The organism is Desulfosporosinus metallidurans, from assembly GCF_001936615.1.
Classification (GTDB): domain Bacteria; phylum Bacillota; class Desulfitobacteriia; order Desulfitobacteriales; family Desulfitobacteriaceae; genus Desulfosporosinus; species Desulfosporosinus metallidurans.
Window position 1 is genome coordinate 1 of sequence record NZ_MLBF01000047.1, and the last position, 14,190, is coordinate 14,190.

General features: G+C 44.0%; 16 protein-coding genes and 1 pseudogene. 6 read left to right on the plus strand and 11 right to left on the minus strand.

Annotated elements, in window-relative coordinates; translation table 11 throughout:
* Window positions 1-289: 289 nt before the first annotated feature.
* The 3 genes and pseudogenes from DSOL_RS29115 to DSOL_RS20175 form a co-directional block, all read right to left on the minus strand.
* Complete coding sequence (locus DSOL_RS29115; protein ID WP_235838921.1) at window positions 290-439, minus strand: hypothetical protein; 150 nt, start codon at window positions 437-439, stop codon at window positions 290-292.
* A gap of 9 nt (window positions 440-448) precedes the next feature.
* Window positions 449-559, minus strand: a pseudogene (locus DSOL_RS29625) (nitroreductase family protein); the annotation flags it as partial.
* Entirely contained in the window at window positions 531-1,151 is a 621-nt protein-coding gene (locus DSOL_RS20175; RefSeq protein WP_282433561.1) for a nitroreductase family protein, read from the minus strand. The pseudogene DSOL_RS29625 and the gene DSOL_RS20175, both read right to left, overlap by 29 nt.
* 192 nt (window positions 1,152-1,343) lie before the next feature.
* On the opposite strand from DSOL_RS20175, the gene DSOL_RS20180 reads away from it, so the two are divergent.
* The gene (locus tag DSOL_RS20180; RefSeq protein WP_083642838.1) at window positions 1,344-1,922 is read left to right on the plus strand and encodes a DsbA family oxidoreductase; all 579 of its coding nucleotides are present in this window, start codon (window positions 1,344-1,346) and stop codon (window positions 1,920-1,922) included.
* Window positions 1,923-2,100: 178 nt separating this feature from the next.
* On the opposite strand, the gene DSOL_RS20185 is transcribed toward DSOL_RS20180, so the two are convergent.
* Complete coding sequence (locus DSOL_RS20185) at window positions 2,101-2,412, minus strand: YggT family protein (protein ID WP_075366593.1); 312 nt, start codon at window positions 2,410-2,412, stop codon at window positions 2,101-2,103.
* Window positions 2,413-2,513: 101 nt separating this feature from the next.
* The gene (locus DSOL_RS20190) at window positions 2,514-3,698 is read right to left on the minus strand and encodes a cation:proton antiporter (protein WP_075366617.1); all 1,185 of its coding nucleotides are present in this window, start codon (window positions 3,696-3,698) and stop codon (window positions 2,514-2,516) included.
* 288 nt (window positions 3,699-3,986) lie between these two features.
* Between DSOL_RS20190 and DSOL_RS20195 the strand changes: the two genes are divergently transcribed.
* Genes DSOL_RS20195 through DSOL_RS20210 form a run of 4 tightly spaced genes read left to right on the plus strand, consistent with a single transcriptional unit; the run spans window position 3,987 to window position 6,628 of the window.
* A complete protein-coding gene (locus DSOL_RS20195; RefSeq protein WP_075366594.1) occupies window positions 3,987-4,592 on the plus strand; it encodes a DUF1836 domain-containing protein in 606 nt (201 codons plus the stop codon).
* 15 nt (window positions 4,593-4,607) lie between these two features.
* Complete coding sequence (locus DSOL_RS20200) at window positions 4,608-5,123, plus strand: NfeD family protein (RefSeq protein WP_075366595.1); 516 nt, start codon at window positions 4,608-4,610, stop codon at window positions 5,121-5,123.
* Entirely contained in the window at window positions 5,117-6,118 is a 1,002-nt protein-coding gene (gene floA / locus DSOL_RS20205) for a flotillin-like protein FloA (protein WP_075366596.1), read from the plus strand. Before DSOL_RS20200 ends, floA begins: the two co-directional genes overlap by 7 nt.
* Before the next feature lie 12 nt (window positions 6,119-6,130).
* Window positions 6,131-6,628 carry a hypothetical protein gene (locus DSOL_RS20210; protein ID WP_075366597.1) on the plus strand — a complete coding sequence of 166 codons (498 nt, stop codon included), beginning with the start codon at window positions 6,131-6,133 and terminating at the stop codon, window positions 6,626-6,628.
* Window positions 6,629-6,733: 105 nt separating this feature from the next.
* Here the strand turns inward: DSOL_RS20210 and DSOL_RS20215 are convergent, their stop codons facing one another.
* The 3 genes from DSOL_RS20215 to DSOL_RS20225 are packed head-to-tail and all read right to left on the minus strand — an operon-like array spanning window position 6,734 to window position 10,504.
* On the minus strand, window positions 6,734-9,289 hold the full coding sequence (locus DSOL_RS20215; protein ID WP_075366598.1) for a YhgE/Pip domain-containing protein: 2,556 nt from the start codon (window positions 9,287-9,289) through the stop codon (window positions 6,734-6,736).
* The gene (locus DSOL_RS20220) at window positions 9,255-9,929 is read right to left on the minus strand and encodes an ATP-binding cassette domain-containing protein (protein WP_075366599.1); all 675 of its coding nucleotides are present in this window, start codon (window positions 9,927-9,929) and stop codon (window positions 9,255-9,257) included. The genes DSOL_RS20215 and DSOL_RS20220 overlap by 35 nt, the downstream gene beginning before the upstream one ends.
* 11 nt (window positions 9,930-9,940) lie before the next feature.
* The gene (locus DSOL_RS20225) at window positions 9,941-10,504 is read right to left on the minus strand and encodes a TetR/AcrR family transcriptional regulator (protein ID WP_075366600.1); all 564 of its coding nucleotides are present in this window, start codon (window positions 10,502-10,504) and stop codon (window positions 9,941-9,943) included.
* Between the two features lie 361 nt (window positions 10,505-10,865).
* Between DSOL_RS20225 and DSOL_RS20230 the strand changes: the two genes are divergently transcribed.
* The gene (locus DSOL_RS20230) at window positions 10,866-11,516 is read left to right on the plus strand and encodes a TVP38/TMEM64 family protein (protein WP_075366601.1); all 651 of its coding nucleotides are present in this window, start codon (window positions 10,866-10,868) and stop codon (window positions 11,514-11,516) included.
* A 76-nt stretch (window positions 11,517-11,592) separates the two neighbouring features.
* On the opposite strand, the gene DSOL_RS20235 is transcribed toward DSOL_RS20230, so the two are convergent.
* The 3 genes from DSOL_RS20235 to DSOL_RS20245 all read right to left on the minus strand — a co-directional run bounded on the left by DSOL_RS20235 (window position 11,593) and on the right by DSOL_RS20245 (window position 14,152).
* Entirely contained in the window at window positions 11,593-12,504 is a 912-nt protein-coding gene (locus DSOL_RS20235; RefSeq protein ID WP_075366602.1) for a TIM44-like domain-containing protein, read from the minus strand.
* Window positions 12,505-12,612: 108 nt separating this feature from the next.
* Window positions 12,613-13,296 carry a PspA/IM30 family protein gene (locus DSOL_RS20240; protein ID WP_075366603.1) on the minus strand — a complete coding sequence of 228 codons (684 nt, stop codon included), beginning with the start codon at window positions 13,294-13,296 and terminating at the stop codon, window positions 12,613-12,615.
* Between the two features lie 232 nt (window positions 13,297-13,528).
* Window positions 13,529-14,152, minus strand: coding sequence for an SGNH/GDSL hydrolase family protein (locus DSOL_RS20245; protein ID WP_235838919.1), 624 nt, complete (start codon window positions 14,150-14,152; stop codon window positions 13,529-13,531).
* Between the last annotated feature and the right edge of the window lie 38 nt (window positions 14,153-14,190).

The following is a 14,190-nucleotide window of genomic DNA, read 5'->3' on the forward strand; positions in this document are numbered from 1 at the left end:
ATCTACATCTTAGCATTTTCAACTCTCGTTGTCAATGACTAATTTGTTTTGTCTGGATTGACTAGCTCGAGTGTTTTAACCACCTGTTCGATCAATCTTTGTGCGTCTGTAAGGCGCTCAGTCATAATACCATTTTCAGTGTGTGTTGTCAACTATTATTTTCTTCCGTCTTTCTCCAAGTTTCCACACGGGAGAAGCGACATTTGTTATATTATCACGAATAATCATGGGTCGTCAATAGGAAAAATGAAATTCTAAATGCTACGAATTTGACATCCTTTGTAATTGGCTATCCCTCAACCCAGCTTACTACATACTCGGTGTTTTGTGGTGTACTAATGCTACCTGGATCACTTATCAGCCATTTCCCAACGATCCCCGTTTCTTTCGCTGTCAGTTCAAAATGACACATGGCAATACCGATATCAACTCTTTGCAAATCATGAGCCTGTAGTTTTGCGTATCCTTTCGTATGTTGAAGGTAAAAATGAAATTTAGTATTGTCCTTTACAATCCTCCAGGGCTGCTTGTTAGATGCTGAAGGTGCCAGCCGAAGCAATTTCTAGGGGGGCCACATAGTTTCCAGCCTCCGATTCAGATAAGTTCTTACTGAAATCACAACTGAAGAATAGCTCTTCCCACCCTTTTCGACTTTTTGACCCGGCAGCAAATCTCATAGCTGACTCAATAATACTTTTACGGCTGCTAGGATAGCCAATAGGTGTAATACAGGGCAGTATCTCATTATTTTTTTGCTTAATTGCTTTGGCAAATTCGCTTTTTTTAAACGTACCCCCAAGCCAACAAGTCCCCAATCCTAAGGAGGTAGCATATATAATCATTTTTTCCAAGAGATATCCAAATTCCTCTAAATCTTTATCTGCCTTTTCTACCACTGCAACCACGTATGTAGATGCACCTTTAATCACACCATACGTCCCTAGCTTTGCACTAGACCCCTTCAGCGCTAAATCACTTTCAATGAGTTCGAATCTTATAGGTACTCCAAACGGTCCACTTAAGGAAGAAAAGAATCTGCTTAACTTATCTTTTATTTCAGAAGTCAGAGAGTGCTCTAGATAAGTCCTGACGGATATCCTATTTTTGATTATTTCGGTGATCGGTGTTCCAAATAATAGTTCCTCAGCCATGTTAAACCTCCAAACTAAACTATGCTACCCTTCCTCGGTATTTGCCAACAGGGTCTGATAATTATATGATAACATTAGGGGCTGTTAGACGCCCTGAACCTTAACTAACCAATAGAGATGAATTAAATCGATCGGAGGCATTTAACTGTGACGATCCGCATCTACTCTGATTATATTTGACCGTTTTGCTATATCGGCAAGGTCCTTGCCGACCAATTAGGGCGTGAACTTAACTTGCCCATTGAATGGCTTAACATCGAAATCCATCCGGACACCCCCCCTCAAGGGAGGTCGATCCGCGAACTGTTCCCCGCCCAAGTGGTCAACGGAATGTACAAAAACCTTAATGAAATGGGGGCAATTTACGGTCTCAAATTCACCGCACACGATCTTCTCTCTAACTCGCGCCCATCCATTCTTTTGGGCGAGTACATCCATCTACACTATCCTGCTCAAGAAGATGCCTACCACGCTTCAGTATTCAGTGCATATTTCAGTGAAGGTAAAGATATCGGTCAATCAAAAATCCTTGCTGATCTTCTCCAAAAGTTGGGAATAGACTCTAACGTGCTTGCAAATGCACTTAACGATCCCGCCTGTCAAATTCGCATGAAGGAAAATGCCCAATCATCTGCAGCCATGCAAGTCACCGGTACTCCCACTTTCTTTATTGGCAACGAACGGATCGTAGGAGCCCAACCCTATCCACGCCTGCTTGCCGTTGCTCGCCGTGCCTTAGGTCTAGATGACACAAACCAGAATGATTTTTAAAGGTAACGCTTCTGCCGAGTATCCGTTGCTTCCGCAACGCCCCCTTCAATTAATTCGTAGGTTGCACTGATTCCTAGACAAATGCTATTTCTGCTTCTAAAGCATTAACGGTCATAAGTATTTGTCCTAACATAAGGACGGTTTGACATTTTATTGTCGCCGTCCTTTCATATACCACTTAGGTTGTCCGCGCAATCTCGATAAGTTTTGCTATTCCCCATGCAATCAAAGCATAGACAATAATTGCAACAATGATAGCCGGCTCCAGAACCGCTTGGGTTTCAACTCCCCGGGTAGTTGCTGTTCTAAAGATTCCAGTAAAGGGCGCCATAAATATATTAGATAGGGTGTAAATAAAAGATACAAATGCGCTTGCCGGGTTAGCTCCCAATAATTTAAAAACAAGACGAAAGGCCAATAATACCTCAATGACTCCTAAAATGTAGTAAACAATTCTTTTCCAAGGTCTAATCTCTTCTCTGTTTTCCATACAATCACACTCCATAGATTCTTTCATTCAATTGATATCTATGGTTTCCTAAGACTTGTTAATTATTCAATCCGCGTTGCAGAACTGTTTCGGGCACGTTCTCAAATAACCCATCGACGAGTTAACCACCCAATCGTTAGTCCCTGAATCACAAGCGAGAATAAGACAACCCCAAATGTTAAAACAACAATAGCCTCCCGTTGTGGGAAAGCCGAAGGCAAGCTCATAGCCAAAGCAATGGAGAGCGACCCTTTTAACCCTCCCCAAGTCAGAGCATGTTTCCAACTTATCGGCATTTTTGACTTAAGACCCAGTGTGGACACATAAACCGCGACGCTTCTTGACAACAAGGATATAACAATAGCCGCAATAATATATCCCCAATAATCTTGGATATTCATTTTTTGGATTTCCAAACCAACCAAATAAAAAATCAAAACATTGCCGATAAAAGCAATGGTATCCCAAAACACTTCGATACTTTGTTGCGTTTTTTCGCTCATCCCAATTGCTCGCCCATAATTCCCTAAGATCAACCCGGCGACGACAACCGCAATAACACCGGATACATGGATGTGTTCTGCTAAAAAATAGCTTCCGTAAAACAAGGCGATTGAAAAACTGTTTTCCAACGTATAATCATCAAAACGGCGGAAGACACGCGACGCAATAAGTCCACAGACACCTCCAATAGCAACGCCACCCAAAGCTACCTTAATGAACTCAACGAATCCGATCACTAAGCCGCCCCAGCCCAATGAGGCGATGAGAGCAAAGGAATATACCGTGAGTTTAAAAAGGACAATCGCCACACCATCATTAGCTAGACTCTCACCTTCAGTTATAACCGCAAGGTTCTTATTTACTCCCAAACCCTTAAATATTGAAATAACGCTTACCGGATCAGTAGCTGACATAAGCGCTCCAAACGTAAGAGCTACCTGAAATGGCCACTTTGTAATGAATGCTATCAAAATGCCTGTCGTTATAAACGAAAGAATTGTTCCTCCAATTGCCAAGAAAAAAATTGTTAAAGCATTAACTTTCAGATCTTTAAAAGACAACTTCAAGGCAGCTTCACCAATTAAAGCGGGCAAAAAGATATCAATAACAATATTGCGAAACACTTCCTCATCTAGGAAATAGAGTTTCAACTCATTAAAAATAGGAATAACCCCGATAATACCTCCTAGTATGACAAGTGCTATAGGATAAGGAAGCTTTAGTTTTTTGGCAACGGCCGTACCTACCAATGCCATGATAAATAACCAAAGAATGTAACCCATCTGCAAAAACTCCTTCTGCTTTTCACACAACTCAACGGTATACCCTCCTGCTCCCTTAAATGCCAAACTCTGAGAGCAGACTCTCATTTCAAAGTATATCCAATACGATCATCTTAATAAAGGTAAAAATAAATTCTCATTGGATTAATAAATTTTATAAAAATAATGTCAAAATGATATTTACACATGATCATATTGATCATATAATAGTGGCATTAGGAACAGATTCTTTCTCATCGCGACTTAGAACAAACTCCTAGGAATATTAGTCACGAAGGAGGTGATGCCATGAAAACATCCTATCTAACCGAGATCATGGAGATCGTCAATACTCTCGAACCCAAAGCGAAGGCTTTACCGTATCTCGAACTCGACTCCATGATGCTTTCTCAGGTCGTTGAAGTCGCTCAGAGAGTAGGTCAAAATGATATCAATAACACACATATTCAAAACTGGGTTCGACGCAAGTATCTTCCTAGTCCTCAAAAAAAGAAGTATAACCGGGAACAAGTTGCGAATATCTTACTCATCAACGATCTGCGCAATATCTTGTCCTTGGAGGAAGCCTCCCGTTTGCTCGGGTTTGTCAACCAAACGCTAGCCGATAATTCCGATGACCGTATCAATCCGTCGAAACTCTATCAATACTATTGCGAAATCTTCGATCGGACCCAGCTCGACTGGCAAAAATCCGTAGAACAGTTAGCGAATGAGGTTGATGATTCTCTAACGGATGAGGAAATGAATGAGGAAGACAAGGAAAAGGTTGCCGTGACCTTAGTTATCCTTAATTTGTTAGCAAGAGGAAATCTATATAAGCAAATTGCTGAGCACTGGTTAAAGATATTGCCGAAAGAACCTGAACATGAACTGAATCCTAGTAAAGGTTCCTAGGAAGGAGGGGGAAACGTGGGGACTGGATTTGTTGTGACTCTATTTGTGCTCGGAATTGTCCTCTTATTTCTAGAGATTTTTGTGCCTGGAGGAATTCTTGGATTATTTGGCATAATCGCCCTAATTGCAGGGATTATGCTAACGGTTGATTCTTTACTCCAAGGCGTACTTTACGTGAGTTTATTACTATTTACACTAGCAGTGTTGATCGCTTTAAGTTTTCGTTTTCCCCAAACCCGTCTTTTTTGGGAAAGATTCGCCTTGAAAACCCGTCAAACCAAGAAGGAAGGCTATGTAGCACCTAAACCTAGTTACGAGAACTTCTTAGGCAAACAAGGGATCGCCCTCAGTCAATTACGCCCAGCAGGAACGGCTGATTTTAGTGGCGAACGACTTGATGTGGTCACCGAAGGAGGGTTTATAGCTAACGGGTCAAAAATTATGGTGATCGCAGTAGAAGGTACGCGTGTGATTGTCCGTCAAATTGAAGATTTAGCGTTAGATATCAAGGGAGGTTTTAAAGAATGTTAACCGCAGCTTCATTATTGTCTCTTATCCTTTTAATACTTGTGATTATGGTTGTGGGTGTCCTATTAACCTTTATTCCAGTAGGTCTTTGGATTTCTGCTTTAGCTGCAGGAGTCAATGTTGGGATCTTTTCTCTCATTGGAATGAGGCTACGTCGCGTTACACCCTCTAAAATTGTAAACCAGCTCATCAAAGCCCATAAGGCTGGTCTAGATATTACAACCGCTCAATTAGAAGCACATTACCTCGCCGGCGGGAATGTCGATCGAGTAGTTAACGCTTTAATTGCCGCCGAACGTGCCGCTATTCCCCTTCTTTTTGAGAGAGCAGCAGCAATCGATCTCGCAGGACGAGACGTGTTACAGGCTGTACAAATGTCCGTTAACCCAAAAGTCATTGAAACACCCATCGTGTCTGCAGTCGCTCAAAATGGAATTGAACTACGAGTTAAAGCTCGTGTTACTGTACGTGCAAACATTGACCGACTCGTGGGGGGCGCAGGTGAAGAAACCGTTATTGCCCGGGTCGGAGAAGGAATTGTAACCAGTATTGGTTCTTCGGACTCACATAAAGCTGTGTTAGAAAATCCGGATTTGGTATCCCGTACTGTGTTATCCAAAGGCCTTGATTCCGGTACAGCGTTTGAAATTCTATCCATTGATATTGCAGACGTAGACGTTGGTAAAAATATTGGTGCCCAATTACAGACCGACCAAGCAGAGGCCGATAAACGAATTGCTCAGGCTAAAGCAGAAGAACGACGGGCGATGGCTGTTGCCAGAGAACAAGAAATGAAAGCATCCGTTCAGGAGATGCGAGCAAAGGTCGTTGAAGCAGAAGCCGAAGTGCCCCGAGCCTTAGCTGCTGCCTTACGAGAAGGAAAAATGGGTGTGATGGACTATTACAATATGCAAAACATTATGGCCGATACGACGATGAGAGAAAACATTGCCCGCACCGGTAAAGCGGATTCCGGGGACCTCACCCCCAAAAAGTAGGGGGGAATTACTATGGATATATTATCATTACTTCCTATCATCCTAATGATCTTTGCCCTAGTCTCCAAATTAAATAAAGGGGCCACAAGAACAAATCAGCGTTCGAGAAGTCCATACGCCCCTTCTTCTCCCTGGGCTCACAATCTCGAAACTTCTTTGCAAAAATGGCTTTCTTACGGAAGCCCGACTCCCACCCCAGAAATAGTGGAAGTTCGAAAAGACTATAGAGTGGAAGAAGCTTCTTGGATGGATAATACACCTGAGGCCGAAGGTACAGCCGGGATTGAAGGGACAGAAGGGACAGAAGGAACAAACGGGGTTGAAGGAACTGCTGGATCGGAAGGAACATTTAAACCAACGATTTCGTACGAAGTTGTACCCCTTCAGTTAGAGGAACGTTCTTGTTTACCAGACCGTCCAGAAATTAATCTTGCAGAAGCTGTCATCTGGTCAGAAATTCTCGGCAAACCCAAGGCTCGAATTAACAGACCCTTTCCGAGAAACCATTAACACACAAAAGGACCACAAAGGATAAAAGCGAGCACCGTAGTACTTAATCGGTGCTCGCTTTCAATTTTATAGCATTTAATTAATGTAGATTAGTAGGTGATAATTTTATGCAGCAAGTTCTTGTGCGGGGTGTAAATCCCTCACTTTAACCCAATCTGAGGAAATCAATAGGGTTAAAGTGATAGCGCCCACTGCAAAGGCGATCAGCATAAACACGCTAAAGCTTAGGGAAATGCTCGCACTCCCAGAGATAATCTGCCTCAAACCTGCGGTACCGTAAGTCATGGGCAGGAAGGGACTAATCACTTGGAAGAACTTAGGCACAAGCTCCATGGGGAATGTTCCGCCACAAGATGTTAGTTGAAGCATGAGTAAGACAATGGCTAAGAAACGACCTGCCATGCCAAACGCTTGGACAAGCAGCTGAATTATAGCGATAAAAGTCCATGAAAGCAAGATATTGAATCCGTAGAAAGCCAACGTGTGCGAGGGGCGAAGCCCTAAGGCCGCAATAAGAGCAAAGGAAGAAATGATCGCTTGAAATGCTCCCAAAAAGGCCAGCGTCCAGAACTTTCCAAGCACAATACTCAATCGAGATATCCCCGAAGTGGTCAACCGATTTTCCTTAATATTAATTAGGAAGAAAAGGATGAGCGCACCCACCCAAAGTGCCAGTGGGATAAAGTAGGGGGTGAATCCGGTACCATAGTTGCTGACTGGATGAATTTGAGTTTGTTCTACAGTGACCGGACTTCCCATTGCCGTAGCAACCTTTGAGCGATCCTGAGGAAGTTCTTTACTCAGCTGATTAACTCCGTCTTTAAGTCCTATGGAAAGATCCTGTCCTCCAGTATTTAGCTTGTCTAAGCCTGTCGTTAAAGTTTGACTTCCATCATAGAGGGCATTGACCCCAGCGTTAATTTTCTGGGCACCCACGGCAGCTTGGGTCGCACCGCCAGCCAGCGTTTGTGACCCGGATTCGAGTTGAGCGACGCCCTTGTTAAGCTCACCTATCTTTCCTAAGAAAGGCTGAAATTGGTTGAGCCTTTGTTCGAGTTGAGTTTGACCGGTATGGAGTGTTTTTCCGCCATCGATCAGCGCGGGAAAAGCAGCAGCACCACTAGAGAGGCCAGCAGCCAGGTGTTTGTTTCCGTCACTGAGAGTTTGAAGTCCTTGGGTTAATCGGGCCGCACCCTCAGTGGCTTGATTTAATCCCCCTGCCAGAGAAGCCGAGCCGGAGGCCAAGTGCTGGGAACCGTCCAGGAGTTGTGTTAATCCGGCATCCGTCTCAGTATGAAGCATTTGCAAACCCCCACTTAGGGAGGTCGCACCCTGATTGAGGGCACCAAGGTTTGTCGAGATGCTATAAATCCCAGGACTAACTTCCCCTGAAGCGCTAAGAAGAACTTGGGCACCCTGGATTTGTTGTAGAGTTCCACGGAGTTTTAGCTTTTGGCTTTCCGTAAGTTGGGGATCTGCTAACAAGGCGCTTAGAGTTTGACCAGCAGCGCTTAAGGTATCCTTTGTCGTCGCAACTTCCGTCTGCAATTGCGCAGTACCTTTAGCGAGTTGGTCCGCTCCTGCGACGAGGGCGGGTATCCCTTGGGTCTGGTTATCTAGCTGGGTTTTCATCTGATCTAAACTTTTATTAAGTTGGCTTGATCCAGCTTGAAGTTGGGTGGCTCCGCTGTTCAGATCTTTCATTCCACTTAAGAGAGCAGCACTAGCGGAAAGAGCGCTTTGAGAACCAGCGTTTAACTGGTTTGCTCCCGTCGAAGCACTTTGAAGTTGATCTCCCGCCTGGGTCAAGCCATTGACAAGGGTACTTGAACCAGCAGTTAACTGAGTCGAACCGGTTAGTATCTGACCGAGCCCGTTACTCACCTTACTGGTAACGGCTCCTAAAGCGTTGGTACCGTTTGCAAGACTGGTATACCCCTGGGACAGAGAATTTGCGCCGGTCGATAAGGAGGTAAGACCGGATGTAAGAGAATCACTTCCTACGGCGGCTTCCTTGAGATATCCAGTCAGTTTGTGGCTTCCATCTGTGGCTTGGCTAAGGCCGTCTTGGAGCTTTACAGCACCATCCGAAGCCGTTTGGAGATTATCACGCATATCGCTTAATTTACCGAAAACATTCTCAAAGAATTTACCCGCAATTTGTCCATTGACTTCCCCTTGAAGCTCAGCCGTAATCTTATTTCCGATCTGTTCTGCCAAGAAGTTATTACTCGGGTTGGAGTAGTACAAAAGTTGAGCTTTTTTAGTCTCGGTGCCAGGAACTGGATCTTTAGCTGAATCAAGGATCGTTTGCGAAAAATCGGAGGGAATAACAACCGCCAGTTCATAATATCCGTCACTAAGGCCTTGTTTAGCGTCAGATTCATTGGTGAAACGCCAGCCTACCGTATGATCCTCTTTTAATTTGTTCACAAGCTCTTCCCCAGCGCGAACTGTTTGGTTATCTTTATTCGCCGCTTGATCTTGGTTGACAATAGCAACACGCATGCTTTCCAGATTATGATAGGGGTCCCAAAATGCGTCTAGATAAAGGAAACTATACAGTAGAGGCATTAAACAAACGACGATGGTTGCAACTCGCGCAAAACGATTACGCGAGAGTCGTTTAAGCTCTAGAATAGCTATTCCAAGAGAGTTCATGGCGACTGACCACCTTTCCTGAGGGCATAAAGACGACTTGATCACACTGAGCTGCCACTTCTTGATGCCGAGTTGTGAGAATCACTGTTTTACCCAGAGACTTAAGGGTTTGTAAGCGCTTCCAAATGATTACGGTTTCTTCCGTCGTGAGATGGTATTCGGGCTCATCGAGTAAAACGAGTGCAGGATTTCCGATCAATGCCATAGCCATTCCTGTCTCGGTGTACTTCAAAGCTGGAAGACGGTCAACTCGGCGTTTTGCTTCCTTCTCTAGACGAAAGTTTTGAATCATCTCGCAAACATGGTCTTTTGGATAAGCTAATTTTAGTGCTCGAGCCTGAAAGGTTAGATTTTCTTCGACAGAGAGATGCGATAGTAAAGGATTAAACTCCGGAATGACGCCTAAACCGGTCTGAAGCCGCGCCCTTCGGGGATCCTTGAGAACATTAATGTCCTCAACAAAGACTTCACCAACAGAAGGTTTTAACAGTCCGGCTAAAAGCAGGAGTAACGACGTCTTGCCGCTGCCGGTTGATCCGTAAAGGGCGATAATCTGACCCGCAGACAACTCGAGGTTGAAATTAGCAAGCACATTCCCCCGCCCGTGTTTGATTGTAATGTCTTGACAACGGAGCGCCATAATATTCCTCCTTAAATTCCTTCCAGTAAATAATGTTGCAATTCTTGGACTGTATCCTCAAGGTGTAGTTCACCTTGAGAAAGCAGAAGATGTAAGCTGGCAGCTGCTGTCATACCAAAGATCGAAGCAGCCAAAAGCGCACTGTCCGTCGCTCGAAGTTCATTGTTGGCAACACCTTCTTCAATGATGGTTTGCAGAAAGCTCAAATACGTTTCCAAGTTTGCCCTGAAAAGACGTTGCCTCTCATGGTTGCCCCAGACTTCACTTAACAGGAGTTTGGTAAACTCGGGATGCTCATACGAGAGTCGGGTTTGAACTTCAATGGCTTTTGACAAACGAGCGGAAGCATTCTCTAAATCATGGGTAGCTAATAGTACCTCGGATAGGAAAAGATCGATCGCTCCTCGAATAAGATTAAGAAAGAGATCATCCTTACTTTTATAACGATAGAACAATGTCCCTTTAGCAACACCCGCCTTTGTGGAAATCTCATCCATCGTAGCTCTTTCAAACCCCTTGGCGGCAAAAACCTCAAGTGCAGCTTGGAAGATAACCTTTTCTTTTTGGTCAGACATACAACACCATCCTTAATGAAAACTTCTAACCACACCGGTCAGCTATGACGTGAAATTAGAAACTGAGAGCTTAATCAAAATTTATCTTGATCCGATAAAGTAACCGCCTTTCATCTAAAATAGAATCCAAAAATCGGTCTGACCAGTCAGTCCAATTGACTGACTGGTCAGATTTTACACCATATCGTGACATAATGCAAGGATATTTCCTTCTACTACCAACACGTTGAATGCATTTTTCTTGAAGCACTCAAATCCAAGTTAAAATTATTAAAGCGATTTAGCTACAAATACGTCACGAAATATGTTACGATTGGATATCTTAGAATACTCACATGACTCATTTCAGGGAGGGTAGCCCTTGAACAAAAAACACTTTTCATTCCTAACCTTACTTATTTCCCTCACCTTTGTGATTATATTATATCCTAAACTCCAGCATCCTGCTGTTTTACAGGCGTTTGTCTCACAGTGGGGATGGATTAGTATCTTTGTTGACCTCTTTATCATAACCCTTCTAATGCTTTTTCCGGTAGTACCATTTGTCTTAATTGCCGGGGTTAACATTATTCTTTACGGAGTTGTCGGTGGCTTTATGCTCTCCCTTGGCGGAAGCCTGTTGGGTGCCTCTTTAGGTTTTTGGTTAGCCCGTACACTTGGACAGGCGTGGGCTCAGCCTAGGGTAGCCAAGCTTGGAAAATGGGGCACTCATATTGAAGGAAATAGCTTTTCGATTGTCCTCATCTCGCGCCTTATTCCGATCCTGCCCTCTGCCGCGGTAAATTATGCAGCGGGCTTATCGCTTATGACCTATCCGACGTTTTTGTTGGCCACCCTGATCGGTAAAATTCCTATGATTATTTGGGAGTCTTGGGTGGGGCATTCCTTCTGGCGGCTATCACATCATCCGGGTCAGTTATTGATAGCCTTAGCATTCGGAGCACTCCTCTTTGGAACTGTCGGTCTCTATTGGTATTGTTCAATAAAGCGTACAAGTGATCCTCTGCCATAATCTTAAAAGAATAGCAAAAATAGCCGCCTGTTCCATAAGACAGGCGGCTATTTGTTAATTATTAATTACTCTTTAATTATTCTTCGCCACGGGCGATTTTAACCACTTCTAAGGCATCTTCCTGATAAATATTGGCCAGTAGCCACCGATCATCCTGCCAAACGAACTCCCAAAATTCAGTGTAGTAAAGTCGATGGGTATTATCTCCGGATATCTGGCGTCCTGAAGTATCTACCGTGTAATCGATTAGACTAGCAGAAACCATGACCATAAAATGTTGAGTCAGCTCATCTAAATGGCTATGGATAAATTCAATATCCCCCGTGTTCAGTACGGGTTCCTTGATCACATTGCGCTCTCCGCGTGCTTTCATCCCTTGAAGATCTGCTCTGTACTTATTACTTAGGGTTATCGTTAAGTATTCCTTATCTGCCGAAAGGTCTTGACGACTCCAAGCGTCCTGTAGCCAGAAGAATACCTGACGGACCCTTCCAATTAGGAAATCCCGATCCCAGCGTGGAAAAGACTCTGCATAATAGCGCATGTTTTCCCGCGTAAAATTGATGGCCTTACCAAAACGCTGAAGGGTATCTGAATTCGTGATAGGTCGGCCATTTAGATCCACTGGTAACTCATTGGGATTCTTGCTCAACCTTCCTTGACCCAAGCGACGCGAAGAGCGCAAGGCCTTGAAGATGAGGTAGAGGATCACCATTAAGAAGAGGAAACTAAAAAATCCACCAAACAGGGATCCCCCCGAAGAATTCCCTCCGAAGAAAAAGAAGGGGAAGAACCCACCGAGCCCGCCACTAGAAGATCCTCTGGGCAGACTACCCCCAGAGAAAGATCCGCCACTAAAACTTCGTCCAGAACTTCCGCCCAGACTTCCACCCACTCCCCCGCCCCCGCGTGCTAAAGCAAGAGAAGCCTGGCCCGAAAGGAGCATGAAAGTGATGGCAACCCCTATTTGTTTTATCCTCGTATTCATGCCCATCACCTACGACAGGCGCAGAAAGCCCCTTGTCCTATCAAGGGGGGGAAATTGCGCCCGTTCCTTTCTAACATATTTGTTACCACTAATTACCCCTTTTTTTGCCTATTTTTCTAGTCCTACTTTGAGTCCTGCTTTAAGCATAGCTAACTCGTCCTCAACTTCTGCATTAGCCTTGCTCTTTTCCAATTCCGCAAATTGATCCTCAATAGTATTGGTGCTCACCATTGTACGAGAAGCCTTAGCTTCCGCTTCCATGCGTTCAACCCGGTCTTTCATCCGATCAATGTCAGCCAAGGGATCGTGTGATGAGAGTCCAGATATCGCTTCATTAGCATTTTTCATGGTCTGAGCCCGACGTTGGCGCATTACGAGATTGTTGCGTTCCATCTTTGCCTTTTCCAACTTCTCCGTAAGAACGCGCATGTTTTCCTGAAGGTCTTCAACGGCTTTACCCTGTTCCAGAAGCTGTTTTTCATAATCTGTCCGGCTGGCTTCAGCCTGTTTTTTGTAAGTCAAGGCAGTTCGCGCTAAATCATCTTTACCCTGTTGTACAGCAAGAGTCGCCTGTCCCGCGCGCAGTTCAATTTCCTTATTCAAATCCTGAATGCGTTCCTCAAGTTGAATCTTATCAGCCACAGCACGGTTAACTTGAATTTGGAAGTTTCGCACTTCCTCCATTGCGCGTTCAACATAGAGATTCAACATTTTCTCAGGATCTTCCGACTTATTCACCATATCCATTATATTGGCTTGGAGCAGATCTTTAACTTTGCTAAACAATCCCATAATTTTCAGTCTCCCTTCGTTTCTGAGTATGTGTGTACATCAGCTTTTCTAATCTTAGTTTATCCATTTAACGATCATTTGCAATCTTTACATATTCTCCTTTCCATAGAAAAATACCTTCCTTTTGAGAAATCCTTTTAGTACTATTTCCCATGCGGGCTCAATTACAATAATAACCTTACCCCTCTCGAGTAAGGTCATTATACAAAAATAATTACGGTTAGTAGATACCTCAATAACGAGCAAACGTTTTAGCCATCACCTGATACCCAGCCGCATTTGGATGCACATAATCCCGGTCAATCAACAACCTCTCTTTCCCTCTAAATTCACGATCAATATAGACTGGATCAGCTCCGTAACGTTTTGCCCAGGTGACGATCATGGCATTGGCATTATCCAGAACCCCTTGTGCCTGTTCAAAATATTGTACGTATGGACCTGCTGGCAGGGGATTATAAAGAGTGGCCACTTTAACGGTTGCCCTAGAATTGAGTCGCCTAAATGTATCCCCAATTTGCGTAAGATTTTGACCCATGGTATTGAACATATGCTTTAGAGATGTGTTCATGATTTGGTTGGGGTTTCCTATAAGATGAAGTAAATCATTAGAACCAATAGTGAGTGTGATCAGAGAAGCCTGGGAAACAGAGTGACGCAGGTTATGATTCGTCTGTAACAAATCAAGAAGCCCGCACGTCGATAAACCGTTTACACCACAGTTGATCATATGCAAGTCTGGGTTATGCCTCTGCAAAAAAGCGGCATATAACGATGGGAAGGAAAATGGACTTTCAACGCCATACCCCGCAGTAATCGAATCACCCAAAGCCAAATAGACATTCACCTTTATCACCGCTTTCAAACTCCCTATTAATTCAGGATATGCATGTA

What these genes read in the sequence shown, in the direction of transcription:
- DSOL_RS20175 (WP_282433561.1), bottom strand. Translation starts at nt 1,151, where the DNA reads ATGGCTGAGGAACTATTATTTGGAACACCGATCACCGAAATAATCAAA.
- DSOL_RS20185 (WP_075366593.1), bottom strand. Translation starts at nt 2,412, where the DNA reads ATGGAAAACAGAGAAGAGATTAGACCTTGGAAAAGAATTGTTTACTAC.
- DSOL_RS20190 (WP_075366617.1), bottom strand. Translation starts at nt 3,698, where the DNA reads ATGGGTTACATTCTTTGGTTATTTATCATGGCATTGGTAGGTACGGCC.
- DSOL_RS20195 (WP_075366594.1), top strand. Translation starts at nt 3,987, where the DNA reads ATGAAAACATCCTATCTAACCGAGATCATGGAGATCGTCAATACTCTC.
- floA (WP_075366596.1), top strand. Translation starts at nt 5,117, where the DNA reads ATGTTAACCGCAGCTTCATTATTGTCTCTTATCCTTTTAATACTTGTG.
- DSOL_RS20210 (WP_075366597.1), top strand. Translation starts at nt 6,131, where the DNA reads ATGGATATATTATCATTACTTCCTATCATCCTAATGATCTTTGCCCTA.
- DSOL_RS20215 (WP_075366598.1), bottom strand. Translation starts at nt 9,289, where the DNA reads ATGAACTCTCTTGGAATAGCTATTCTAGAGCTTAAACGACTCTCGCGT.
- DSOL_RS20220 (WP_075366599.1), bottom strand. Translation starts at nt 9,929, where the DNA reads ATGGCGCTCCGTTGTCAAGACATTACAATCAAACACGGGCGGGGGAAT.
- DSOL_RS20225 (WP_075366600.1), bottom strand. Translation starts at nt 10,504, where the DNA reads ATGTCTGACCAAAAAGAAAAGGTTATCTTCCAAGCTGCACTTGAGGTT.
- DSOL_RS20235 (WP_075366602.1), bottom strand. Translation starts at nt 12,504, where the DNA reads ATGAATACGAGGATAAAACAAATAGGGGTTGCCATCACTTTCATGCTC.
- DSOL_RS20240 (WP_075366603.1), bottom strand. Translation starts at nt 13,296, where the DNA reads ATGGGATTGTTTAGCAAAGTTAAAGATCTGCTCCAAGCCAATATAATG.